This window comes from Mycobacterium sp. NGS40, assembly GCF_059812735.1.
Genome location: NZ_JCALDG010000001.1, coordinates 463,787 through 489,001 on the forward strand (window position 1 = coordinate 463,787; position 25,215 = coordinate 489,001).

Here is a 25,215-nt window from a genome sequence, read left to right on the forward strand (position 1 = left end):
TCACGCTATCCTTGGTGCCGATCCACCGAAGACCGTCGGTCACCGAGCAATCGGTTGAAGGTCCGGGAAACATCCCGGCGGCCCACGCAGGGGGACGAGGCATTACCGCCGGCGCTCGCGCCGGTGTACTTCAACGCCCCGTGCCGCTTCCTGCGCCGGGGCGTTCGTCGTTCCTCGGGGGAAGCGCAGACGACACTTTCACCGAGGAGGTTATGTATGGCCAAAGCCGACAAGGCCACCGCCGTAGCGGACATTGTCGAGCAGTTCAGCGCCTCGACCGCGACCGTCATCACCGAGTACCGCGGCCTGACCGTCGCTAACCTGGCCGAGCTGCGTCGTTCGCTGGCGGGTTCGGCCACCTACACCGTGGCCAAGAACACGCTGATCAAGCGGGCGGCGACGGAAGCCGGGATCGAGGGTCTCGACGAGCTGTTCGCGGGCCCGACGGCCATCGCGTTCGTCAGCGGCGAGCCGGTCGACGCCGCCAAGGCCATCAAGACCTTCGCCAAGGAGAACAAGGCGCTGGTCATCAAGGGTGGCTACATGGACGGCCACCCGCTGACGGTGGCCGAGGTCGAGCGGATCGCCGACCTGGAATCCCGCGAGGTGCTGCTGGCCAAGTTGGCCGGTGCCATGAAGGGCAACCTCGCCAAGGCTGCCGGCCTGTTCAACGCGCCGGTCTCGCAGTTCGCCCGCCTCGCGGCCGCCCTGCAAGAGAAGAAGGCGGCCGACCCGGCTGCCGCAGCGGCTCCGGCCGCAGAACCCGCTCCCGAGGCAGCCGCTTCGGAGGCACCCGCCGAGGCAGAAGCACCCGCCGAGACACCGGCTGACGCCGAATAACCCAAAAACCCACACCAGGAAGGACCCACACCATGGCAAAAATCTCCACCGAAGACTTGCTCGACGTCTTCAAGGAAATGACCCTGCTCGAGCTCTCCGACTTCGTGAAGAAGTTCGAGGAGACCTTCGAGGTCACCGCGGCCGCCCCGGTCGCCGTTGCCGCTGCCGGTGGCGCCGCCGCCGGTGGTGCGCCCGCCGAGGCCGCCGAGGAGCAGTCGGAGTTCGACGTCATCCTCGAGGCCGCCGGCGACAAGAAGATCGGTGTCATCAAGGTCGTCCGCGAGATCGTCTCCGGCCTGGGCCTGAAAGAGGCCAAGGACCTGGTGGACGGCGCACCCAAGCCGCTGCTGGAGAAGGTCGCCAAGGAAGCCGCCGAGGAAGCCAAGGGCAAGCTCGAGGCCGCCGGCGCGACCGTCACCGTCAAGTAGGTCAACTCGCGCACGAAGCCCCCGGCAGCCCCTAGTGGCTGTCCCGGGGGTTTTCGTGTATTCAGCGGGAAAACGCCGAACTTACCGACTGCGTCACCCGCTCGGCTGTATCTCCCAGGGCGACAAGCAGATTCGATGTCAGCGTGTTGAGTACCGGGGCGACGGCCGAGCCGTCGTCGCCGTAGTAACCGGCCAGCTCCAGCATCACGAATCCGTGTATCTGCGCCCAGAATTGGGCCGCGGTGGCCACGACGCTGGCGTCGTCGTCCGCGCCACCCACGGTGATCCGGCCGGCCAGCATGCACCGGCGCACCACCCGAACCACATGCGCGAAGCTCGGGTGATGTTGTTCGATCTCGGCAACCGTGAGCGTCAGGACGTTGCCGGCCGGCGCGTTGATGCCGTGCGCACTGGTGCTGCCGAACATCAGGCGATACATGTGTGGCCGCTCGATGGCGTACCGGCGGTACGCGGCGCCGGTGACGAACAGATCGGCGACCGGGTCCTCGGTCTGGGGCACCCGTTGCGCCTCCTCGAACTGTCGCAACCCCTCCTCGGCGACCGCCGCGATCAGCGCCTGCATTCCGCCGAAATGCGTATACACCGACATCGTCGAGGTCCCCGCTGCGCCGGCCACCTTGCGGGTCTGCAGTGCGTCGGGCCCGTGCTCGTCGAGCAGGCCGACCGCGGCGTGCAGCATCTCTTCGCGAACGCTGCGCTGAAGTTCCGAAGTCATCTCTCCAACCATCTCTGATGAGGCCTTGCCATCTTCTCACCGTCGGCGTACGGTCTCAATAACGCTGAAATATCAATGTTATAGGAGCTCAGCAGTGACTTCCACACAGACAGCCAGATCCGAGAACCCCTATCTCGAAGACTTCCTGGCGCCGGTGGACGCCGAAGTGACCGCGACCGACTTGCGGGTCACCGGGCAGATCCCCGAGCACCTCGACGGGCGCTACCTGCGCAACGGACCCAACCCGGCCGCGGAGGTGGACCCGGCCACCTATCACTGGTTCACCGGCGATGCGATGGTGCACGGCGTCGCGCTGCGCGACGGACAGGCCTGCTGGTACCGCAACCGCTGGGTCCGCACGCCGCCCGCGTGCGCCGCACTCGGCGAGCCCGAGCCCCGCGGGCTGAACCCGCGCGCCGGGATGCTGTCGGTCGCTCCCAACACCAACGTGCTGCCCCACGCCGGGCGGACCCTGGCGCTGGTCGAAGGCGGCGGCGCCGCCTACGAGCTCACCGAAGACCTGGACACCGTCGGGCCCTGTGACTTCGACGGCACCCTGTTCGGCGGCTACACCGCCCACCCGCACCGCGATCCGCGCACCGGCGAACTGCACGCGCTGTCCTATTGCTTCGGCCGCGGGCGCACCGTGCAGTACTCGGTGATCGACAACGACGGCCGCGCGCGGCGCACCGTCGACATCGAAGTGGCGGGGTCGCCGATGATGCACGACTTCTCCCTGACGGATAAGTACGTGGTGATCTATGACCTGCCAGTGACATTCGACCCGATGCAGGTCGTGCCGGCCAGCGTGCCGCGCTGGCTCAGTTCGCCCGCCCGCCTGGTGGTGCAATCGCTGCTCGGCCGGGTCCGGATCCCCGATCCGATGATGACGGCGATGAACGGCAATCGGCAGCCGGTGAATCGGATGCCCTACAGCTGGAAGAACGACTATCCGGCGCGCATCGGCGTGATGCCCCGCGAAGGTGACAACGGGGACGTGCGCTGGTTCGACATCGAACCCTGCTACGTGTTCCACCCGCTCAACGCCTACTCGGAGACGCGCGACGGGGCTCGACAACAAGAAGAGGTCCTGGTCCTCGACGTGTGCAGTTACGCGCGGATGTTCGAGCGCGACCTGCGCGGCCCCGGCGACAGCCGGCCGACACTGGATCGCTGGACGATCAACCTGACCACCGGTGCGGTTACCGCCGAACGCCGCGACGACCGTCCGCAGGAGTTTCCCCGCATCGACGAGTCGTTGCTGGGCGGCCGGCACCGATTCGGCTACGCCGTCGGACTGGACGGCGGCTACCTGTCCGGCGGCGCCACCGAGATGACCTCGGCGCTCTACAAACACGACTATGCGACGGGCTCGAGCAGCGTCGCGCCGCTGGATCCGGGTCTTTTGCTCGGCGAGATGTGCTTTGTGCCCAACCCGGCGAACGGCTCGGCGCAGCGCGCCGAGGATGACGGCGTCCTGATGGGCTACGCCTACCACCGTGGCCGTGACGAGGGGCAATTGTTGTTGCTGGACGCCCAGACTCTCGAGTCGGTTGCCACGGTTCACCTGCCGCAGCGGGTGCCGATGGGCTTCCACGGCAACTGGGCCCCCGCTGTCTGACCCTTTACCGTTGCTGCCAGGACCGTTAGCCTGCCTGCAGGGGTGGGTCTCAGGTCAGCGAATTTTTCGCTGCGGTGCTGTGCAACCATGCTGTGTGGTCCCAGGCGTGCGCTACAGTGACTCATGCCACACAAAGGGGCAGGTGGCAGCATGCGTCGACGGAAGGATTCCCTATGGGCGTCGCTATCGAGGTCAGTGGTCTGACCAAGTCCTTCGGAGCCTCCAGGATTTGGGAAGACGTGACCCTGGATATCCCCGCCGGGGAGGTCAGCGTTTTGCTGGGCCCGTCGGGTACCGGCAAGTCCGTGTTCTTGAAGTCGCTGATTGGCCTCCTTCGTCCCGAACGTGGCTCGATTGTCATCGATGGCACCGACATCATCGAGTGCTCGGCCAAGGAGCTCTACGAGATCCGCACGCTGTTCGGGGTGCTGTTCCAGGACGGTGCGCTGTTCGGCTCGATGAACCTCTTCGACAACACCGCGTTCCCACTGCGTGAGCACACCAAGAAGAAGGAAGGCGAGATCCGTGACATCGTCATGGAGAAGCTCGAGATGGTGGGCCTCGGCGGCGACGAGAAGAAGTTCCCCGGCGAGATCTCCGGTGGTATGCGCAAGCGCGCCGGCTTGGCCCGCGCCCTGGTGCTGGACCCGCAGATCATCCTTTGCGACGAGCCCGACTCCGGTCTGGACCCGGTCCGTACCGCGTACCTGAGCCAGCTGATTCTGGACATCAACGCCCAGATCGACGCGACCATCTTGATCGTCACGCACAACATCAACATCGCCCGCACGGTGCCGGACAACATCGGCATGTTGTTCCGCAAGCACCTGGTGATGTTCGGCCCGCGCGAAGTGCTGCTGACCAGCGACGAGCCGGTGGTTCGCCAGTTCCTCAACGGCCGCCGCATCGGTCCGATCGGTATGTCCGAAGAGAAGGACGAGGCGACCATGGCCGAAGAGCAGGCGCTGCTCGACGCCGGTCACCACGCCGGTGGTACCGAGGAAATCGAGGGCGTTCCGCCGCAGATCACCGCGACGCCGGGCATGCCGGAGCGCAAGGGTGTGGCCCGGCGCCAGGCCCGCGTGCGCGAGATGCTGCACACGCTGCCGAAGAAGGCTCAGACGGCGATCCTCGACGACCTCGAGGGCACCCACAAGTACCAAGCGCACGAGTTCGGCGACTAGAAACCGGCTGATCCTCAGGCCCGATCGCCACGGCTTGCCGTGGTCGGGCCTGTTCGTGCGCATCGGAAGCCGCTGACCGAGGAATTCGGTAACAACTTGCCGACCCTTCCTCTTGACGAAAAGGCGTGCACAGGTCAATCTGTTGGGCAGCATGTACCCACGGGAAATTCGAGATGCCAGCCAGCGTCGACCTCCCCTGGGTGGGTAGTTGAGGAATGCGCGCGCCTGCGCTATTGTTGGACGTTGCGCTGGCTACTTCCTGCCCACCTCACTCCGCCACCTGACACCGTGGTCTTAGCCTGAGCCCCCTCTGCGGTTCAGCTATTCGTTGCGCGCGTGAGGCTCGAGCAGTTCGTTCGCCGGCTTTAAACCGAAATAATTTTGCGGCGAGCAGGTCCGGTGGTCCGGTGAGTCGCATGAGGTGCTGGAAGGATGCATCTTGGCAGATTCTCGCCAGAGCAAGACGGACTCCTCTAGTTCTAACAACTCCGTGCCCGGAGCACCTGACCGAGTATCTTTCGCCAAGCTCCGCGAACCGCTCGAGGTTCCGGGGCTTCTCGACGTGCAGACCGACTCCTTTGAGTGGTTGATCGGCTCGCCGCGTTGGCGCGAGATCGCCTCCGCCCGCGGGGACGTCAACCCGGTCGGTGGCCTCGAAGAGGTGCTGTACGAGTTGTCACCGATCGAGGACTTCTCGGGCTCAATGTCGCTGTCGTTCTCCGACCCGCGCTTCGACGAAGTCAAGGCTCCGGTGGACGAGTGCAAAGACAAGGACATGACGTACGCGGCTCCGCTGTTCGTCACGGCCGAGTTCATCAACAACAACACCGGTGAGATCAAGAGCCAGACAGTCTTCATGGGTGACTTCCCGATGATGACCGAAAAAGGCACGTTCATCATCAACGGGACCGAGCGCGTCGTGGTCAGCCAGCTGGTCCGGTCGCCCGGTGTGTACTTCGACGAGTCGATCGACAAGTCGACCGAGAAGCTGCTGCACAGTGTCAAGGTGATTCCGAGCCGCGGTGCGTGGCTGGAGTTCGACGTCGACAAGCGCGACACCGTCGGTGTGCGCATCGACCGCAAGCGTCGTCAGCCGGTCACCGTGCTGCTCAAGGCGCTGGGCTGGACCAACGAGCAGATTCACGAGCGGTTCGGCTTCTCCGAGATCATGATGTCGACGCTGGAGAAGGACAACACCGCCGGCACCGACGAGGCGCTGCTGGACATCTACCGCAAGCTGCGTCCGGGCGAGCCGCCGACCAAGGAGTCCGCGCAGACCCTGCTGGAGAACCTGTTCTTCAAGGAGAAGCGCTACGACCTGGCCCGCGTCGGCCGCTACAAGGTCAACAAGAAGCTGGGCCTCAACGCCGGCGAGCCGATCACGTCGTCGACGCTGACCGAAGAGGACGTCGTCGCCACCATCGAATACCTGGTGCGCCTGCACGAGGGCCAGCCGACCATGACGGTTCCCGGCGGCACCGAGGTTCCGGTGGAGACCGACGACATCGACCACTTCGGCAACCGTCGTCTGCGTACCGTGGGCGAGCTGATCCAGAACCAGATCCGGGTCGGCATGTCCCGGATGGAGCGCGTCGTCCGCGAGCGGATGACCACGCAGGACGTCGAGGCCATCACGCCGCAGACCCTGATCAACATCCGGCCGGTCGTCGCCGCGATCAAGGAGTTCTTCGGCACCAGCCAGCTGTCCCAGTTCATGGACCAGAACAACCCGCTGTCGGGGCTCACCCACAAGCGCCGCCTGTCGGCGCTGGGACCGGGCGGTCTGTCGCGTGAGCGCGCGGGCCTCGAGGTTCGTGACGTGCACCCGTCGCACTACGGCCGGATGTGTCCGATCGAGACTCCTGAGGGGCCGAACATCGGTCTGATCGGGTCGCTGTCGGTGTACGCGCGGGTCAACCCGTTCGGGTTCATCGAGACGCCGTACCGCAAGGTGGTCGACGGTGTGGTCAGCGACCAGATCGACTACCTGACCGCCGACGAGGAGGATCGCCACGTCGTGGCGCAGGCCAACTCGCCGATCGACGCCGACGGCCGCTTCGAGGAGTCGCGCGTTCTGGTTCGCCGTAAGGCCGGCGAGGTCGAGTATGTGCCGTCCTCCGAGGTCGACTACATGGACGTGTCGCCGCGCCAGATGGTGTCGGTGGCCACGGCCATGATTCCGTTCCTCGAGCACGACGACGCCAACCGTGCCCTGATGGGTGCCAACATGCAGCGCCAGGCGGTTCCGCTGGTGCGTAGCGAGGCGCCGCTGGTCGGTACCGGTATGGAGCTGCGCGCCGCGATCGACGCCGGCGACGTGGTGGTGGCCGATAAGGCGGGCGTGATCGAGGAGGTCTCCGCCGACTACATCACCGTGATGGCCGACGACGGCACCCGGCACACCTACCGGATGCGCAAGTTCGCCCGGTCCAACCACGGCACCTGCGCCAACCAGTCGCCGATCGTCGACGCGGGCGACCGTGTCGAGGCCGGCCAGGTGATCGCCGACGGTCCGTGCACCGAGAACGGTGAGATGGCCCTCGGCAAGAACCTGCTGGTGGCGGTCATGCCGTGGGAAGGCCACAACTACGAGGACGCGATCATCCTCTCCAACCGCCTGGTTGAGGAGGACGTGCTCACCTCGATCCACATCGAGGAACACGAGATTGATGCCCGCGACACCAAGCTGGGCGCCGAGGAGATCACCCGGGACATCCCGAACGTCTCCGACGAGGTGCTCGCCGACTTGGACGAGCGGGGCATCGTGCGCATCGGTGCCGAGGTTCGCGACGGCGACATCCTGGTCGGCAAGGTCACCCCGAAGGGTGAGACCGAGCTGACGCCGGAAGAGCGGCTGCTGCGTGCGATCTTCGGTGAGAAGGCCCGTGAGGTCCGCGACACTTCGCTGAAGGTGCCGCACGGTGAGTCCGGCAAGGTGATCGGCATTCGGGTGTTCTCGCGTGAGGACGACGACGAACTGCCCGCCGGTGTCAACGAGCTGGTCCGCGTCTACGTGGCCCAGAAGCGCAAGATCTCCGACGGCGACAAGCTCGCCGGACGCCACGGCAACAAGGGCGTCATCGGCAAGATCCTGCCGGTCGAGGACATGCCGTTCATGCCGGACGGCACCCCGGTCGACATCATCCTGAACACCCACGGTGTGCCGCGTCGTATGAACATCGGCCAGATCCTGGAAACCCACCTCGGGTGGGTCGCCAAGGCCGGCTGGAACATCGAGGGCACTCCCGAATGGGCGGCGAACCTGCCGGAGGGTCTGCGGCACGCTCAGCCGGACCAGACGGTGTCGACACCGGTGTTCGACGGTGCCAAGGAGGAGGAGCTGCAGGGTCTGCTGTCCTGCACGCTGCCCAACCGCGACGGCGACGTCATGGTCAACGCGGATGGCAAGGCGAGGTTGTTCGACGGCCGTAGCGGTGAGCCGTTCCCGTACCCGGTGACCGTTGGCTACATGTACATCATGAAGCTGCACCACCTGGTGGACGACAAGATCCACGCCCGGTCCACCGGTCCGTACTCGATGATCACCCAGCAGCCGTTGGGTGGTAAGGCGCAGTTCGGTGGACAGCGATTCGGTGAGATGGAGTGCTGGGCCATGCAGGCCTACGGCGCCGCGTACACACTGCAGGAGCTGTTGACCATCAAGTCCGACGACACCGTCGGGCGGGTCAAGGTGTACGAGGCGATCGTCAAGGGCGAGAACATCCCCGAGCCGGGCATCCCCGAGTCGTTCAAGGTGTTGCTCAAGGAGCTGCAGTCGCTGTGCCTCAACGTTGAGGTTCTGTCGTCGGACGGTGCGGCGATCGAACTGCGCGAGGGCGAGGACGAGGACCTGGAGCGCGCTGCGGCGAACCTGGGAATCAACTTGTCCCGCAATGAATCTGCGTCCGTTGAGGATTTGGCCTAATAGTTACTAAACCCGCAAGGGGAAAGGGAGTTACGTGCTCGACGTCAACTTCTTCGATGAACTCCGTATTGGCTTGGCCACCGCTGAGGACATCCGCAACTGGTCTTACGGCGAGGTCAAGAAGCCGGAGACGATCAACTACCGCACGCTCAAGCCCGAGAAGGACGGCCTGTTCTGCGAGAAGATCTTCGGACCGACTCGCGACTGGGAGTGCTACTGCGGCAAGTACAAGCGGGTCCGCTTCAAGGGCATCATCTGTGAGCGCTGTGGCGTCGAGGTAACTCGGGCCAAGGTGCGTCGGGAGCGGATGGGCCACATCGAGCTGGCCGCTCCGGTCACGCACATCTGGTACTTCAAGGGTGTGCCTTCGCGCCTCGGGTACCTGCTCGACTTGGCGCCGAAGGATCTCGAAAAGATCATCTACTTCGCGGCGTACGTGATCACCGCGGTCGACGACGAGATGCGCCACAACGAGCTCTCGACACTCGAGGCCGAAATGGTGGTGGAGCGCAAGGCGGTTGAGGACCAGCGCGACGCCGACCTGGAGGCCCGTGCGCAGAAGCTGGAGGCCGACCTGGCCGAGTTGGAAGCCGAGGGCGCGAAAGCCGATGCGCGACGCAAGGTTCGCGACGGTGGCGAGCGTGAGATGCGCCAGCTGCGCGACCGGGCCCAGCGCGAGCTGGACCGGCTGGAGGACATCTGGACGACGTTCACCAAGCTGGCTCCCAAGCAGCTGATCGTCGACGAGAACCTCTACCGCGAGCTCGTCGACCGCTACGGCGAGTACTTCACCGGGGCGATGGGCGCGGAGTCGATCCAGAAGCTGATCGAGAACTTCGACATCGACGCCGAGGCCGACATCCTGCGTGACGTCATCCGAAACGGTAAGGGGCAGAAGAAGCTTCGTGCGCTGAAGCGACTGAAGGTCGTCGCGGCCTTCCAGCAGTCGGGCAACTCGCCGATGGGCATGGTGCTCGACGCGGTTCCGGTGATCCCGCCGGAGTTGCGTCCTATGGTTCAGCTCGACGGTGGCCGGTTCGCCACGTCCGACCTGAACGACCTGTACCGCCGCGTGATCAACCGCAACAACCGCCTCAAGAGGCTGATCGACCTCGGTGCGCCCGAGATCATCGTCAACAACGAGAAGCGGATGCTGCAGGAGTCGGTGGACGCGCTGTTCGACAACGGCCGCCGCGGCCGCCCGGTCACCGGGCCGGGTAACCGTCCGCTCAAGTCGCTGTCGGATCTGCTCAAGGGTAAGCAGGGCCGGTTCCGTCAGAACCTGCTCGGTAAGCGTGTCGACTACTCCGGCCGTTCGGTCATCGTGGTCGGTCCGCAGCTCAAACTGCACCAGTGCGGTCTGCCCAAGCTGATGGCGCTGGAGCTGTTCAAGCCGTTCGTGATGAAGCGGCTCGTCGACCTCAATCACGCGCAGAACATCAAGAGCGCTAAGCGCATGGTCGAGCGCCAGCGTGCCCAGGTGTGGGACGTGCTCGAGGAGGTCATCGCCGAGCACCCGGTGCTGCTGAACCGCGCGCCGACCCTGCACCGACTCGGCATTCAGGCTTTCGAGCCAATGCTGGTGGAGGGCAAGGCCATTCAGCTGCACCCGCTGGTCTGTGAGGCGTTCAACGCCGACTTCGACGGCGACCAGATGGCTGTGCACCTGCCGCTGAGCGCCGAGGCGCAGGCCGAGGCTCGCATCCTGATGCTGTCGAGCAACAACATCCTGTCGCCCGCGTCCGGCCGCCCGCTGGCCATGCCGCGACTCGACATGGTGACCGGGCTGTACTACCTGACCACCGAGGTGGCCGGGGCCGAAGGTGAATACCGCGCGGCCGCCGATGACCAGCCGGAGCAGGGTGTGTACTCCTCACCGGCCGAGGCGATCATGGCGTCCGACCGCGGTCTGCTCTCGGTGCGGGCCCAGATCAAGGTGCGGTTGACGCAGCTGCGTCCGCCGGCCGAGGTCGAGGCCGAGCTGTTCGGCCAGAACGGTTGGCAGCCAGGCGATGCCTGGATGGCCGAGACGACCCTGGGCCGGGTGTTGTTCAACGAGCTGCTGCCGTTGGGCTACCCGTTCGTGAACAAGCAGATGCACAAGAAGGTGCAGGCTGCCATCATCAACGACCTGGCCGAGCGCTACCCGATGATCGTGGTCGCACAGACCGTCGACAAGCTCAAGGACGCCGGTTTCTACTGGGCGACCCGAAGCGGCGTCACGGTCTCGATGGCCGACGTGTTGGTTCCGCCGCGTAAGAAGGAGATCCTCGACCACTACGAGGACCGGGCCGACAAAGTCGAAAAGCAGTTCCAGCGTGGTGCTTTGAACCACGACGAGCGCAACGAAGCGCTGGTGGAGATCTGGAAGGAAGCCACTGACGAGGTCGGTAAGGCGCTGCGTGAGCACTACCCGGCCGACAACCCGATCATCACGATCGTCGACTCGGGTGCCACGGGTAACTTCACCCAGACCCGAACGCTGGCCGGCATGAAGGGTCTGGTGACCAACCCGAAGGGTGAGTTCATCCCGCGTCCGGTCAAGTCGTCGTTCCGCGAGGGCCTGACCGTGCTGGAATACTTCATCAACACGCACGGCGCTCGAAAGGGCTTGGCCGACACCGCGTTGCGTACCGCGGACTCGGGTTACCTGACTCGTCGTCTGGTGGACGTGAGCCAGGACGTCATCGTCCGCGAGCACGACTGCGAGACCGAGCGCGGCATCATCGTCGAGCTGGCCGAGCGTCAGCCCGACGGGACTCTGATCCGTGACCCGTACATCGAAACCTCGGCGTACGCACGGACTTTGGGCGCCGACGCGGTCGACGAGGCCGGCAACGTCGTCGTCGCGCGTGGCGAGGACCTGGGCGATCCGTCGATCGAGGCCTTACTGGCTGCGGGCATCACGCAGATCAAGGTGCGTTCGGTGCTGACGTGCACCACCGGTACCGGTGTGTGTGCGACCTGCTACGGCCGTTCGATGGCCACCGGCAAGCTCGTCGACATCGGCGAGGCCGTCGGTATCGTCGCCGCGCAGTCCATCGGTGAGCCCGGCACCCAGCTGACCATGCGTACCTTCCACCAGGGTGGTGTCGGTGAGGACATCACCGGCGGTCTGCCGCGGGTGCAGGAGCTGTTCGAGGCCCGGGTGCCGCGAGGCAAGGCGCCGATCGCCGACGTCACCGGGCGGGTTCAGCTCGAGGACGGTGAGCGCTTCTACAAAATCACCATCGTCCCCGACGATGGCGGCGAGGAAGTCGTCTACGACAAGCTCTCCAAGCGGCAGCGGCTGCGTGTGTTCAAGCACGAAGACGGTTCCGAGCGAGTGCTTTCCGACGGCGACCACGTCGAGGTGGGCCAGCAGCTGATGGAAGGCTCGGCCGACCCGCACGAGGTGCTGCGCGTGCAGGGCCCCCGCGAGGTGCAGATCCACTTGGTCCGCGAGGTCCAGGAGGTCTACCGCGCACAGGGTGTGTCGATCCACGACAAGCACATCGAGGTGATCGTTCGCCAGATGCTGCGCCGCGTCACCATCATCGACTCGGGTGCAACGGAGTTCCTGCCCGGTTCGCTGATCGACCGTGCGGAGTTCGAGGCGGAGAACCGCCGGGTGGTCGCCGAGGGCGGCGAGCCCGCCGCCGGTCGTCCGGTGCTGATGGGTATCACGAAGGCCTCGCTGGCTACCGACTCGTGGCTGAGTGCGGCGTCGTTCCAGGAGACCACGCGAGTGCTGACCGATGCGGCGATCAACTGCCGCAGCGACAAGCTCAACGGTCTGAAGGAGAACGTGATCATCGGAAAGCTGATCCCGGCCGGGACCGGAATCAACAGGTACCGCAACATCCAGGTTCAGCCGACCGAGGAAGCACGCGCCGCGGCGTACACGATCCCGTCCTACGAGGATCAGTACTACAGCCCGGACTTCGGTCAGGCCACTGGTGCCGCGGTTCCGCTGGACGACTACGGCTACAGCGACTACCGCTAGTTCGGCGACGATGCGGCGAGGTAACTCGCCGCTGAGGAGTCGGACAATCCGACGTAGTTCGGCGACGATGCGGCGAGGTAACTCGCCGCTGAGGAGTCGGACAATCCGACGTAATCGACAAACGAAAAAGCCCCGGGCAAGCCCGGGGCTTTTTCGTTGCGGCTGTGACCTTTCCGTCGCCGAGTGTGCGTCCGGCCTCACACTCGGCAGCGAGTGTGCGTCCTGCCTCACACTCGGGCGGCGAGTGTGCGGCCAGCTTCTCCCCCGCTAGCGGGAGGTGCCCCCAACTCGCGGACTCGCTTGCGCCATCGTGCGGATCAGCTCGGAGAACTCCGCCGGCGTGTAGTTGCGGTGCCAGTGCCGAAGGTAGACATCCTTCGGCAGGATCAGCACATCCACCTCGTCCTCCGCGACGACCGTGGAGTTTCGGAAATCGCCCCGGATGACGCCGGTAACGCCCAGCGGCTCCCACGGATGGACGCGAAAGTAGTCGTAACCGCCCGACGGCCGGCCGCGCAGACCCGACGACAGCGGGACATACACAAAGCTCGCCCGGGCGCCGACTTCGGTCAGGCATTCGCCGGGCGAAAGGTGGCCCAGCCGAGCGCTTTTGAAGCCGAGTTCGGGATCGATATGGTCGGTGCGGTAGCCGCGGCTCGCGACGTTGCGCAGCAACGCCGTGCGTTCCGCAAGGTCCCAGTCGACGGCGCTGGCCGCCAGGAAGCGCCGCCGCTCCGGTTCGGGAGCGTTGCGCAGGGCAGGTACGCAGACGACGCGATCGGCCAGCGACGGAGTCCGGGCGATCACCAATTCGGCTACCAGCGGCGCGAATGCGGGATTGTCCTCGGTGTGTTCGAGGAGCAGGAAGGTGCGCCGACCACCGTTTTCGCCGGTGCCGCCGATGAAGCTGTCGACGACGTCGGCCTGGATGTCGTCGACGATGACCGACGCGTTGCGAGCGGCGCGGCGCATCGCCTCGTCCGATCCGAAGCTGCCCCGGAAGAAGGCGAAACGCAGGTCGCCTTCGTGGGTGACTTCGCAGACCTCGAGATTGGCCTCGCCGGCATTGATCGGATTGTCGCCCTCGACGAGGTAGGTTCGCCCCTCCCGGTCGTGCAGGGCGTAGACGGCGTTCGCCGTGCGCTGATCGATGAAAATCTGGTAGTTGCCCGAGGTCCTCAGATGGGTGCCGCGCTGTCGCAGGGCATCGGCGCACCGCAGGCAGCGGATGGTGTCCACGACATCGGCGACGAACTCTTGGGCTTGCGGCGCAACGACTTCCAACCACGCAAACGCTGTGCTCTCGAAGTCATCGTAATGGCGAGCCAGCAGCTGCACCCGGTGCTCGTCCAATGACTCAGGCGCGGCCGCGCGCTGCAGCGCGGTCTCGTGATGTGCATGCCGATCGTCGCTGCGGCTCTTGTTCAGCTGCTTCGCGTGGTAGAGCGCCTCCAGCGGATGGCTCAGGATATGCAACATTCTGTCGCGCAGCGCCGCGGTGTCGTTGAGCACCGCCGCGGGCACGGAACTTTTGCTGTGCGCGTAGCCCAGCGAGGCTAGCTCACGCAGGATCCGTTGCGGGGGCCCGTCGAACAGACCGGCGTTGGTCAGGCGCAGCACCCGCCACGCCAGGTTCCCGACGTTCTCCTCCCACAGGATGTCGACGATCTCGTCGAAGACCCCGCCGAAAGCCTCATGTCCGCCAAACTCCGCATGAACGGCCCGCCCAAAGGGATTCAGGTCTGACATCCCGATGTCGTGGACGTAGGCGAGTAGACAGCCGTAGCTCGTCATGAAATCCAGGCGACGCGGTGGCCGCTCGGCGATCTTGACGCCCGACACGTTGGCGATCATGTCGACGATGCGACGGGCGACGTCACGCATGTGCATCACGCCGTGATCGGTGAACAGCGCAAGGTGGCTGATCGGGTCCTCCAGAAAGGCCGGATCCTTGGCCACCTCCTCGAGGGTCAGGCTCGCATTCACCTTCGAGTAGTAATTGCGTTCGATGAGTTCACGAATGCGGGCAGGAAGCAGCAGATCCAGCGCGGCGTCCGCGTCCGCCGGCGTCATACCGGCTCCGCCGGTTGCGCGTCCGCCGGCTCGAGCGGCTTCGAAAGCGTCTCTGCCGGAACGGAACTGAACCTACGCTCGGCACGGTCGGCAACGACCGCGTCCAGCGAGCAGGCGCGGAGATCGAGGATGAGTTCGGATTCGTCGAGCTGGTGTGTGCAAGGCAATCGAATCCACCGCCGAATCGGTCGAGCATCCGTGTTAGCTCCGACGATCTCACGTCCGGGCGCCGCGGTCCAGCGCAGTTCCCGGCGGCCGGGCCCGGAAACGTAGACTGTCCGATGTGCTGATCGGTTCGCACGTCAGTCCGCAAGACCCGCTGGCCGCAGCGGAGGCCGAGGGCGCTGACGTTGTACAGATATTCCTCGGCAACCCGCAGAGCTGGAAAGCCCCTAAGCCCCGCGAGGACGCGGCCGTGCTGAAGGCGGCGGCGCTACCGATCTACGTGCACGCGCCCTACTTGATCAACGTCGCGTCGGCCAACAACAAGGTGCGGATCCCGTCGCGCAAAATCCTGCAGCAGACCTGCGACGCGGCCGCCGACATCGGCGCGGCGGCGGTCATCGTGCACGGTGGCCATGTTGCCGACGACAACGACCTCGACGAGGGTTTTGTGCGCTGGCGCAAGGCGCTGGACCAACTGGAATCCACCGTGCCGGTGTATCTGGAAAACACCGCCGGCGGCGGCCACGCGATGGCCCGCCACTTCGACACGATCGCCCGGCTGTGGGATGTCATCGGCGACAGCGGAATTGGCTTCTGCCTCGACACCTGCCACACCTGGGCGGCCGGTGAGGCTCTGGTGGGTGCCGTCGAGCGCATCAAGGCCATCACCGGCCGGATCGATCTGTTGCACTGCAACGACTCCAAGGACGAGGCCGGGTCGGGGCGGGACCGCCATGCCAACCTGGGCACCGGCCAGATCGATCCCGAGTTGCTGGTCGCGGCGGTCCACGCCGCCGGGGCGCCGGTGATCTGTGAAACCTCCGACGAGGGCCGCAAGGACGACATCGCGTTCCTGCGAGACAAGACCACGGGCTGACCACGGCCGGCATTACACCTCTTGTGCGGTTGTTGGAAAAATGTAATATGAGTGGCATGTCAGACACGCATGTCGTCACCAATCAGGTTCCGCCGCTGGAGAACTACAACCCGGCGACGTCACCGATGCTCGTCGAGGCCCTGATCCGCGAGGGCGGCCAGTGGGGCATGGAGGAGGTGCACGCGGTCGGGGCGTTGTCGGCCAGTCACGAGGCCCAGCGCTGGGGCGAGCTCGCCGACCGCAATCGGCCCATCCTGCACACCCACGACCGCACCGGGCACCGTGTCGACGAGGTCGAGTTCGACCCGGCCTACCACGAGTTGATGCGTGCGGCGATCGCGCACGGCATGCACGCCGCGCCGTGGGCCGACGACCGCCCGGGCGCGCATGTGGTGCGCGCCGCCAAGACTTCGGCGTGGAACGTCGAGCCGGGCCACGTCTGCCCGATCTCGATGACGTACGCCGTCGTCCCGGCGCTGCGCTACAACCCCGAGCTGGCAGCCATTTACGAGCCGCTGCTGACCAGCCGCGAGTACGACCCGGAGCTCAAGCTGGCCGCCACGAAGGCCGGCATCACCGCGGGCATGTCGATGACAGAGAAGCAGGGTGGCTCCGACGTGCGCGCCGGGACCACGCAGGCGACCCCCAACGGCGACGGCACCTACAGCCTGGTCGGTCACAAATGGTTCACCTCGGCGCCGATGTGTGACATCTTCCTGGTCCTCGCGCAGGCGCCCGGCGGCCTGTCCTGCTTCATGTTGCCGCGCATCCTGCCCGACGGCACCCGCAACCGGATGTTCCTGCAGCGCCTCAAGGACAAGCTCGGCAACCATGCCAACGCTTCGAGTGAAGTCGAATACGACGGCGCCACCGCCTGGCTGGTCGGCGAGGAAGGTCGCGGCGTGCCGACCATCATCGAGATGGTCAACCTGACCCGGCTGGACTGCACCCTGGGTAGTGCCACCAGCATGCGGACCGGGCTCACCCGCGCCATCCATCACGCCCAGCACCGGAAAGCGTTCGGCGCCTACCTGATTGACCAGCCGCTGATGCGCAACGTGCTAGCCGACCTGGCCGTGGAGGCCGAGGCCGCCACGATCGTCGCGATGCGGATGGCCGGTGCCACCGACAACGCGCTGCGCGGCGACGAGAAGGAGGCGCTGCTACGCCGGATTGGCTTGGCGGCCAGCAAGTACTGGGTGTGCAAGCGTTCCACCCCGCACGCTGCCGAAGCGCTGGAATGCCTGGGCGGCAATGGTTATGTCGAAGAGTCCGGCATGCCGCGCCTGTACCGCGAGGCGCCGCTGATGGGCATCTGGGAAGGCTCCGGCAACGTCAGCGCACTGGACACCTTGCGCGCCATGGCAACTCGGCCCGAATGTGTCGAGGTGCTCTTCGCCGAGCTGGACGAGAGCACGAGCCAGGACCCGCGGCTGGGCAGCCACGTCGAACGGCTGCGCCAAGACCTGAGCGATCTGGAGACCATCGCCTACCGCGCCCGCAAGGTCGCCGAGGACATCTGCCTGGCCCTGCAGGGCTCGCTGCTGGTGCGCCACGGCCACCCCGCCGTGGCGGAGGCATTCCTGGCGACCCGGCTCGGCGGTGCGTGGGGCGGCGCGTTCGGCACCATGCCGACCGGGCTCGATCTGGCACCCATCCTGGAGCGAGCCCTGGTAAAGGGCTGAGCCACAACATGACCTGCGCCATCGACAATAGCGAAATGAGCGATGAGGTGGGGGCACCACCCGCTTGCGGGGGAGAGTGGCGCCCGTGACCCACGCGATCAGGCCGGTCGATTTCGACAACCTGAAGACGATGACCTACGAGGTCACCGACCGGGTGGCGCGGATCACCTTCAACCGGCCGGAAAAGGGCAACGCGATCGTCGCGGACACCCCGCTGGAGCTCTCGGCGTTGGTCGAGCGGGCCGACCTCGATCCCAACGTGCACGTCATTCTGGTATCCGGTCGCGGGGAAGGCTTTTGCGCGGGCTTCGACTTGTCCGCCTACGCCGACCGCACCGGCTCGGCCGGTGGCACCGGCACCTATGAGGGCACGGTGCTGGACGGTAAGACCCAGGGCATCAACCACATGCCGGATCGCCCGTGGGACCCGATGATCGATTACCAGATGATGAGCCGGTTCGTGCGCGGGTTCTCCAGCCTGATGCACGCCGACAAGCCGACGGTGGTCAAGATCCACGGGTACTGCGTAGCCGGCGGCACCGATATCGCGCTGCATGCCGACCAGGTGATCGCCGCCGCCGACGCCAAGATCGGCTACCCGCCCACCCGGGTGTGGGGTGTTCCGGCCGCGGGCCTATGGGCCCACCGCCTCGGTGACCAGCGCGCCAAACGTCTTCTGTTCACCGGTGATTCGATCACGGGTGCACAGGCCGCCGAGTGGGGACTGGCCGTCGAGGCGCCGGATCCGAAGGACCTCGATGAGCGCACCGAACGGTTGGTGCAACGCATCGCGACGGTCCCGATCAACCAGCTGATCATGGTCAAACTCGCGCTGAATTCCGCGCTGCTGCAACAGGGTGTGGCCACCAGCCGGATGGTCAGCACGGTATTCGACGGTGTGGCTCGGCACACCCAAGAGGGACACGACTTCGTCGCCGACTCCGTCGAGCACGGTTTCCGCGAAGCGGTGCGGCATCGCGACGAGCCGTTCGGTGACTACGGCCGGCGCACCTCCGAGGTCTAGCCATGCCGAACATGACGGCCCGGTCGGTGGTGCTGAGCGTGCTGCTCGGGGCGCACCCCGCCTGGGCGACTGCGAGCGAATTGATCAGGCTGACAGCCGATTTCGGGATCAAGGAAACGACGCTGCGGGTCGCGCTGACCCGCATGGTCGGTGCCGGCGATCTGATTCGCTCGGCCGACGGGTACCGGCTCTCGGATCGGTTGCTGGCCCGCCAGGCCCGCCAGGACGAGGCGATGCGGCCACCCACCCGGGCCTGGCACGGAGACTGGCACGTCGTGATCGTCACCAGTGTGGGCACCGACGCCCGCACCCGGGCCGCGCAGCGAGCCAGCATGTACCGCAAGCGTTTCGGTGAACTTCGCGAGGGCGTCTGGATGCGGCCCGACAACCTCGAGCTCGACTTGGAGCCCGACGTAGCCGACCGGGTGCGGGTGCTCAAGGCTCGCGACGACGCACCCGAGCAGCTGGTCGCCGAACTGTGGGACCTGCCCGCATGGGCGCAGGCCGGGCGACGCCTGGTCGACGAAATGGCCGGAGCCCGCGACATTCCCAGCAGGTTCATGGTGGCCGCGGCGATCGTGCGGCACCTGCTGACCGACCCGATGCTGCCTGCCGAACTGCTGCCCGACGATTGGCCGGGTGCGCGGCTGCGCAGCGTCTACCACGACTTCGCGACCGAATTGCTGCAGCGGCGCGATACAACTCAACTTCAGGAGGCGAGATGACCGATCCGGTGCGAGTGGAGCGGAACGGCCCGGTGACGACGGTGATCCTGAACCGGCCAGCCGCGCGTAACGCCGTGAACGGCCCGACGGCCGCGGCGCTGTACGAGGCTTTCGACGAATTCGACCGCGACGATTCCGCGTCGGTGGCCGTGCTGTGGGGCGACGGCGGAACCTTCTGTGCGGGAGCCGATTTGAAGGCATTCGGCACGCCGGAAGCCAACTCGGTTCACACGACCGGTCCCGGCCCGATGGGCCCGTCGCGAATGGTGTTGTCCAAACCCGTGATTGCCGCGGTGAGCGGTTACGCCGTCGCGGGCGGCCTGGAGCTGGCTCTCTGGTGCGACATGCGGGTGGCCGAGGAGGATGCGGTGTTCGGGGTGTTCTGTCGCCGCTGGGGAGTGCCGCTGATCGACGGTGGCACCGTGCGGCTGCCGCGCCTGATCGGGCACAGCCGGGCGATGGACATGATCCTGACCGGCCGCGGTGTCAAAGCCGACGAAGCGCTCGCGATGGGACTGGCCAATCGCGTTGTCCCCCAAGGCAAATCGCGACAGGGCGCCGAGGATTTGGCCGCAGAATTGGCCGCCCTGCCCCAGCAGTGCCTGCGAGCGGACCGGCTTTCGGCACTAGAGCAGTGGGGCCTGTCGGAATCGCAGGCAATGGAACAGGAATTCGCCAGTATCGCCAAAGTCGCCGCGGAAGCCAACGAGGGGGCCGGGCGGTTCGCGGCCGGCGCCGGACGGCACGGGGCGCCGGCCAGCTAGCCGGTCAGCTCGCCTTGTTGATGGTGTTGCCCGAGCCGAGGTTGTCGACCTTTGGCTCACCATCCTTGTAAGTGATCGTGTTGTCCAGCCCCAGCACCGTGATGCGGGTATCGACCTTGTCGATGGTGATCTTGTTGTTGGCGCCGCCGACATTGACCGTCTGGCAGTTGCCGGTGACCGTCAGGGTGTTGTTGGAACCAGCGACATTCAGCGATTTGCCGGTAGCGCAGTCAAGGGTTGCCGTCGTCCCCATCGAGCCGTAGTTCAGCGTGTTCCCGATTTCGACGGACGCCGTAGTGCTTTCGCTACCCGAGGTCGTCGGCGCGGCCGCGCCTGTGGTCGTGGTGGTGGTGGTGCCGCTCTTCGTCGTCGCGCTCGGGTTTCCCGGAGGGTTAGCGGTCGAACTGCAACCGGACAGCACTACCGCCGCGACGGCCGGCGCCAGAGCGAATACCGCCAGCCGCGGCGATCGGTCAGTGATGTGGACGCGCAATGACAATGTGTTCCCCTCCTTGGTGTCCCCAACGGGAAGTCGCGGTGCCTCAGGCAGGCACCTGCTGCAGCCGGTTTACCATTCCCAGCTCTCGGCCGCGGTCCCAGAGGATCGGCGAACCGTTGTGAAAGAAGACGGTCTGGTCGTAGCCGTACACCGTGATGTCGTGCGTGACCGAGTCCGCGATGATCGTGTTGCCCGAGCCCATCACCGTCACCGCCCAGCAGTTGCCGAGCGCGTTGACCGAGTTCCCGGTGCCGTTGACGATCAGGGTTCCGTCGTTGCAATCCAGGGTTTGCGTGGTGTTCTGCCCGATGACGTGCGTGTCGCCGTTCTTGGCGTGCGCGGCCGGCGGCGACGCGGCGAGTGCGGCCGCAAGCGCGATGACACAGATTGCAAGCGACCCGGCGACGGTTCTCCGGTGCACCGCGGCCCCCTTCGTGTCGGCGGGTATCTGCTGGACTGAGCCTACGTGCATTTGCCTGCTCGATGGCAAATAATTTTCCTCGCGGCCAACTGCGAGCCGCTCGGGTTACCTCCGAGTAGATTGGCGACTCTGTCAACTAGAGTCATTAGTTGACCTCCACCTATTCACCGCAATCGAGGGGCGACCGCCATGGCAGTTCATCCGGAACAGCCGACGGCGGGAGGGCGTCAGCGTGGCGGCAGGTCCGCGTCCCGGCCGGGAAAGCTGAGCCGGGACGGCATCGTCGATGGCGCACTGACATTCCTGGACCGCGAGGGCTGGGACTCGCTGACCATCAACGCGCTGGCGACCCAGTTGGGCACCAAGGGGCCGTCGCTCTATAACCACGTGGACAGCCTGGAGGACCTGCGTCGCGCCGTTCGGATCCGGGTCATAGACGACATCATCATGATGCTGAACCGGGTCGGGGAGGGGCGGGCCCGCGATGACGCGGTGCTGGTCATGGCCGGTGCTTACCGCAGCTATGCCCATCACCACCCCGGGCGGTACTCGGCCTTCACCCGGATGCCGCTGGGCGGCGATGACCCTGAATACACCGCGGCAACCCGGGGTGCGGCCGCGCCGGTGATCGCGGTGTTGTCCTCGTATGGCCTCGACGGCGAGGAGGCGTTTTTCGCCGCGCTCGAATTCTGGTCCGCCCTGCACGGGTTCGTCTTGCTGGAAATGACCGGTGTCATGGACGACATCGACACCGATGCGCTGTTCACCGAAATGGTGTTGCGGCTGGCAACGGGCTTGGACAGGCGCACCGCGCCGGGCGGCGCCTCGCCGAAGTAGCGGTCCACCGCGGGCGCGCGCCGGGTTGAGCGGTTGCGTCCCGCGGCCGCTTTGACCTGTTCGACCAGCGGCGGGTATTGTGGTGGCTCGTGCCTGGCGGCTTACGGCGCCTGACGTAAGGAAGTGGATGCCGGGCGAATTCGCATGTCCACCAAGTATCGGACGACTCCGGTGCTGAGCGGGTGCGACACACCCGGCCGCGGGGTAGTGCGGCGGGGAAAAACTGCAGTACAGAGACTTAAGAGCAGCAAGAAGACTTCGAACACAGAAAGCCAGTAGATGCCAACCATTCAGCAGCTGGTCCGCAAGGGTCGCCGCGACAAGATCGCCAAGGTCAAGACCGCGGCCCTGAAGGGCAGCCCGCAGCGCCGTGGCGTATGCACCCGCGTGTACACCACCACCCCGAAGAAGCCGAACTCGGCACTTCGGAAGGTCGCGCGTGTGAAGCTGACGAGCCAGGTCGAGGTCACCGCCTACATCCCGGGTGAGGGCCACAACCTGCAGGAGCACTCGATGGTGCTGGTGCGTGGCGGTCGTGTGAAGGACCTGCCCGGTGTGCGCTACAAAATCATCCGCGGTTCGCTGGACACCCAGGGTGTCAAGAATCGCAAGCAGGCTCGCAGCCGTTACGGCGCCAAGAAGGAGAAGAGCTAATGCCGCGCAAGGGGCCCGCGCCGAAGCGTCCGCTGGTCAACGACCCGGTCTATGGATCGCAGCTGGTGACCCAGCTGGTCAACAAGGTCCTGCTGCAGGGGAAGAAATCGGTCGCTGAGCGCATTGTTTATGGTGCGCTCGAGCAAGCTCGCGATAAGACCGGTACCGATCCGGTGATCACGCTCAAGCGCGCTCTCGACAACGTCAAGCCCGCCCTGGAGGTGCGCAGCCGCCGCGTCGGTGGTGCGACCTACCAGGTGCCCGTCGAGGTGCGTCCGGACCGGTCCACCACGCTGGCGCTGCGCTGGCTTGTCAGCTTCTCCCGGGCCCGCCGGGAGAAGACGATGATCGAGCGGCTGGCGAACGAGATCCTGGACGCCAGCAATGGCCTCGGGGCTTCCGTCAAGCGGCGTGAGGACACCCACAAGATGGCCGAGGCCAACCGCGCCTTCGCGCACTATCGCTGGTAGAGCCCGAACGGGCGCCAAACTGGCAGCGTGGCCGGGCGTCAACCGACAGCGAACTAACAACGCAATCGAAAGAGTGGGAAGACTTCTGTGGCACAGAAGGACGTGCTGACCGACCTGACCAAGGTCCGCAACATCGGCATCATGGCGCACATCGACGCCGGCAAGACGACGACGACGGAGCGCATCCTCTACTACACCGGTATCAGCTACAAGATCGGTGAGGTCCACGACGGCGCGGCCACCATGGACTGGATGGAGCAGGAGCAAGAGCGCGGGATCACCATCACCTCCGCCGCCACCACCTGCTTCTGGAATGACAACCAGATCAACATCATCGACACCCCCGGGCACGTCGACTTCACCGTCGAGGTGGAGCGCAGCCTGCGTGTGCTCGACGGTGCCGTTGCCGTGTTCGACGGCAAGGAGGGCGTCGAGCCGCAGTCCGAGCAGGTGTGGCGTCAGGCCGACAAGTACGACGTGCCGCGGATCTGCTTCGTCAACAAGATGGACAAGATCGGGGCCGACTTCTACTTCTCGGTCCGCACCATGGAAGAGCGCTTGGGCGCCAACGTCATTCCGATCCAGCTGCCCGTCGGCTCCGAGGGTGACTTCGAAGGCGTCGTCGATCTGGTCGAGATGAAGGCCAAGGTGTGGAGTGCCGAAGCCAAGCTCGGCGAGAAGTACGACGTCGTCGACATCCCGGCCGACTTGCAGGAGAAGGCCGACGAGTACCGCACCAAGCTGCTCGAGGCCGTCGCCGAGACGGACGAGGCGCTGCTGGAGAAGTACCTGGGCGGCGAAGAGCTCAGTGTCGCCGAGATCAAGGGCGCTATCCGCAAGCTGACCATCAGCTCGGAGGCCTACCCCGTGCTATGCGGCAGCGCGTTCAAGAACAAGGGCGTGCAGCCCATGCTGGACGCGGTCATCGACTACCTGCCCTCGCCGCTGGACGTGCCGCCGGCCGTCGGCCACGCGCCGGGCAAGGAAGACGAGGAGATCACCCGCAAGCCGTCGACCGACGAGCCGTTCTCGGCGCTGGCCTTCAAGGTCGCGACGCACCCGTTCTTCGGCAAGCTGACCTACGTCCGGGTGTACTCGGGCAAGGTCGATTCCGGCAGCCAGGTCATCAACGCCACCAAGGGTAAGAAGGAGCGGCTCGGCAAGCTGTTCCAGATGCACTCCAACAAGGAGAACCCGGTGGAGACCGCGTCGGCGGGCCACATCTACGCGGTGATCGGCCTCAAGGACACCACCACCGGTGACACCCTGAGCGACCCGAACCAGCAGATCGTGCTCGAGTCGATGACCTTCCCCGACCCGGTCATCGAGGTGGCCATCGAGCCCAAGACGAAGAGCGACCAGGAGAAGCTGTCGCTGTCGATCCAGAAGCTCGCCGAGGAAGACCCGACCTTCAAGGTGCACCTGGACCAGGAGACCGGCCAGACCGTCATCGGTGGTATGGGCGAGCTGCACCTGGACATCCTGGTGGACCGCATGCGCCGCGAGTTCAAGGTCGAGGCCAACGTCGGTAAGCCGCAGGTGGCCTACAAGGAGACCATCAAGCGGGCGGCCAACAACGTCGAGTTCACCCACAAGAAGCAGACGGGTGGCTCGGGCCAGTTCGCGAAGGTGATCATCAACCTCGAGCCATTCACCGGCGAGGACGGTGCGACCTACGAGTTCGAGAACAAGGTCACCGGTGGTCGCATCCCGCGGGAATACATCCCGTCGGTTGACGCGGGTGCCCAGGACGCCATGCAGTACGGCGTGCTGGCTGGCTACCCGCTGGTGAACCTGAAGGTCACCTTGCTCGACGGTGCCTACCACGAGGTTGACTCCTCGGAAATGGCGTTCAAGATCGCAGGGTCACAGGTGCTGAAAAAGGCTGCGCAGCAAGCCCAGCCGGTGATCCTCGAGCCGATCATGGCGGTCGAAGTGACCACACCCGAGGACTACATGGGTGACGTGATCGGCGACCTGAACTCCCGCCGTGGCCAGATTCAGGCCATGGAGGAGCGGGCGGGTGCGCGCGTCGTTCGGGCGCACGTCCCGCTGTCGGAGATGTTCGGCTATGTCGGCGACCTGCGGTCCAAGACACAAGGCCGGGCGAACTACTCCATGGTGTTCGACTCGTATGCCGAGGTTCCGGCGAACGTCTCGAAGGAGATCATCGCGAAGGCGACGGGCGAGTGAGTGTCAACTCACGAGTTCGGAGCCGAGCAATACGTCGGGCGGAAGGCGACGGGCGAGTGAACACCAGCTCGGAGTAACCTAGCCCGGTTACCACCGCGGCACTTACAAC

General features: G+C 65.6%; 19 protein-coding genes. 15 read left to right on the plus strand and 4 right to left on the minus strand.

What is annotated here, in order from left to right; genetic code table 11:
- Nucleotides 1–216 precede the first annotated feature (216 nt).
- Nucleotides 217–840 carry a 50S ribosomal protein L10 gene (gene rplJ, locus AC5Y5O_RS02330; RefSeq protein WP_096284707.1) on the plus strand — a complete coding sequence of 208 codons (624 nt, stop codon included), beginning with the start codon at nucleotides 217–219 and terminating at the stop codon, nucleotides 838–840.
- A 32-nt stretch (nucleotides 841–872) separates the two neighbouring features.
- Nucleotides 873–1,268, plus strand: a complete 396-nt coding sequence (gene rplL, locus AC5Y5O_RS02335) for a 50S ribosomal protein L7/L12 (protein WP_096284709.1) — start codon at nucleotides 873–875, stop codon at nucleotides 1,266–1,268.
- Between the two features lie 61 nt (nucleotides 1,269–1,329).
- On the opposite strand, the gene AC5Y5O_RS02340 is transcribed toward rplL, so the two are convergent.
- Nucleotides 1,330–2,004 carry a TetR/AcrR family transcriptional regulator gene (locus AC5Y5O_RS02340; protein ID WP_500023532.1) on the minus strand — a complete coding sequence of 225 codons (675 nt, stop codon included), beginning with the start codon at nucleotides 2,002–2,004 and terminating at the stop codon, nucleotides 1,330–1,332.
- Nucleotides 2,005–2,098: 94 nt separating this feature from the next.
- On the opposite strand from AC5Y5O_RS02340, the gene AC5Y5O_RS02345 reads away from it, so the two are divergent.
- From AC5Y5O_RS02345 to AC5Y5O_RS02360, 4 genes are all read left to right on the plus strand, one after another.
- Nucleotides 2,099–3,625: a carotenoid oxygenase family protein gene (locus AC5Y5O_RS02345; protein ID WP_096284713.1), complete on the plus strand. Its 1,527-nt coding sequence runs from the start codon at nucleotides 2,099–2,101 to the stop codon at nucleotides 3,623–3,625.
- A 173-nt stretch (nucleotides 3,626–3,798) separates the two neighbouring features.
- Nucleotides 3,799–4,809, plus strand: coding sequence for an ABC transporter ATP-binding protein (locus AC5Y5O_RS02350; RefSeq protein WP_207768459.1), 1,011 nt, complete (start codon nucleotides 3,799–3,801; stop codon nucleotides 4,807–4,809).
- A gap of 439 nt (nucleotides 4,810–5,248) precedes the next feature.
- Complete coding sequence (rpoB, locus tag AC5Y5O_RS02355) at nucleotides 5,249–8,734, plus strand: DNA-directed RNA polymerase subunit beta (protein WP_423790853.1); 3,486 nt, start codon at nucleotides 5,249–5,251, stop codon at nucleotides 8,732–8,734.
- Between the two features lie 34 nt (nucleotides 8,735–8,768).
- Entirely contained in the window at nucleotides 8,769–12,719 is a 3,951-nt protein-coding gene (locus tag AC5Y5O_RS02360; protein ID WP_096284717.1) for a DNA-directed RNA polymerase subunit beta', read from the plus strand.
- A gap of 267 nt (nucleotides 12,720–12,986) precedes the next feature.
- Here the strand turns inward: AC5Y5O_RS02360 and AC5Y5O_RS02365 are convergent, their stop codons facing one another.
- The gene (locus tag AC5Y5O_RS02365) at nucleotides 12,987–14,792 is read right to left on the minus strand and encodes a hypothetical protein (protein ID WP_096284719.1); all 1,806 of its coding nucleotides are present in this window, start codon (nucleotides 14,790–14,792) and stop codon (nucleotides 12,987–12,989) included.
- Nucleotides 14,793–15,075: 283 nt separating this feature from the next.
- Between AC5Y5O_RS02365 and AC5Y5O_RS02370 the strand changes: the two genes are divergently transcribed.
- The 5 genes from AC5Y5O_RS02370 to AC5Y5O_RS02390 all read left to right on the plus strand — a co-directional run bounded on the left by AC5Y5O_RS02370 (nucleotide 15,076) and on the right by AC5Y5O_RS02390 (nucleotide 20,032).
- A complete protein-coding gene (locus AC5Y5O_RS02370; protein WP_500023536.1) occupies nucleotides 15,076–15,834 on the plus strand; it encodes a deoxyribonuclease IV in 759 nt (252 codons plus the stop codon).
- Between the two features lie 56 nt (nucleotides 15,835–15,890).
- Nucleotides 15,891–17,519: an acyl-CoA dehydrogenase family protein gene (locus AC5Y5O_RS02375; RefSeq protein WP_096284723.1), complete on the plus strand. Its 1,629-nt coding sequence runs from the start codon at nucleotides 15,891–15,893 to the stop codon at nucleotides 17,517–17,519.
- An 85-nt stretch (nucleotides 17,520–17,604) separates the two neighbouring features.
- Entirely contained in the window at nucleotides 17,605–18,543 is a 939-nt protein-coding gene (locus AC5Y5O_RS02380; protein WP_500023538.1) for a crotonase/enoyl-CoA hydratase family protein, read from the plus strand.
- A gap of 2 nt (nucleotides 18,544–18,545) precedes the next feature.
- Nucleotides 18,546–19,268, plus strand: coding sequence for a PaaX family transcriptional regulator C-terminal domain-containing protein (locus AC5Y5O_RS02385; protein ID WP_096284725.1), 723 nt, complete (start codon nucleotides 18,546–18,548; stop codon nucleotides 19,266–19,268).
- Nucleotides 19,265–20,032 (plus strand): crotonase/enoyl-CoA hydratase family protein, encoded by a 768-nt coding sequence (locus tag AC5Y5O_RS02390; protein ID WP_500023540.1) that lies wholly within the window; start codon nucleotides 19,265–19,267, stop codon nucleotides 20,030–20,032. Before AC5Y5O_RS02385 ends, AC5Y5O_RS02390 begins: the two co-directional genes overlap by 4 nt.
- A 4-nt stretch (nucleotides 20,033–20,036) precedes the next feature.
- Here AC5Y5O_RS02390 and AC5Y5O_RS02395 read toward each other — a convergent pair whose 3' ends face one another.
- Together AC5Y5O_RS02395 and AC5Y5O_RS02400 are read right to left on the minus strand one after the other, a co-directional pair.
- The gene (locus AC5Y5O_RS02395; RefSeq protein ID WP_500023755.1) at nucleotides 20,037–20,492 is read right to left on the minus strand and encodes a DUF3060 domain-containing protein; all 456 of its coding nucleotides are present in this window, start codon (nucleotides 20,490–20,492) and stop codon (nucleotides 20,037–20,039) included.
- An 82-nt stretch (nucleotides 20,493–20,574) separates the two neighbouring features.
- Nucleotides 20,575–20,952 (minus strand): DUF3060 domain-containing protein, encoded by a 378-nt coding sequence (locus AC5Y5O_RS02400; protein ID WP_500023542.1) that lies wholly within the window; start codon nucleotides 20,950–20,952, stop codon nucleotides 20,575–20,577.
- Nucleotides 20,953–21,141: 189 nt separating this feature from the next.
- On the opposite strand from AC5Y5O_RS02400, the gene AC5Y5O_RS02405 reads away from it, so the two are divergent.
- From AC5Y5O_RS02405 to fusA, 4 genes are all read left to right on the plus strand, one after another.
- The gene (locus AC5Y5O_RS02405; RefSeq protein WP_500023544.1) at nucleotides 21,142–21,789 is read left to right on the plus strand and encodes a TetR/AcrR family transcriptional regulator; all 648 of its coding nucleotides are present in this window, start codon (nucleotides 21,142–21,144) and stop codon (nucleotides 21,787–21,789) included.
- A gap of 279 nt (nucleotides 21,790–22,068) precedes the next feature.
- The gene (rpsL, locus tag AC5Y5O_RS02410; RefSeq protein WP_007167812.1) at nucleotides 22,069–22,443 is read left to right on the plus strand and encodes a 30S ribosomal protein S12; all 375 of its coding nucleotides are present in this window, start codon (nucleotides 22,069–22,071) and stop codon (nucleotides 22,441–22,443) included.
- Complete coding sequence (gene rpsG / locus AC5Y5O_RS02415) at nucleotides 22,443–22,913, plus strand: 30S ribosomal protein S7 (protein ID WP_096284731.1); 471 nt, start codon at nucleotides 22,443–22,445, stop codon at nucleotides 22,911–22,913. The genes rpsL and rpsG overlap by 1 nt, the downstream gene beginning before the upstream one ends.
- Before the next feature lie 87 nt (nucleotides 22,914–23,000).
- Nucleotides 23,001–25,106, plus strand: coding sequence for an elongation factor G (gene fusA, locus AC5Y5O_RS02420; RefSeq protein WP_342925878.1), 2,106 nt, complete (start codon nucleotides 23,001–23,003; stop codon nucleotides 25,104–25,106).
- Nucleotides 25,107–25,215 lie beyond the last annotated feature (109 nt).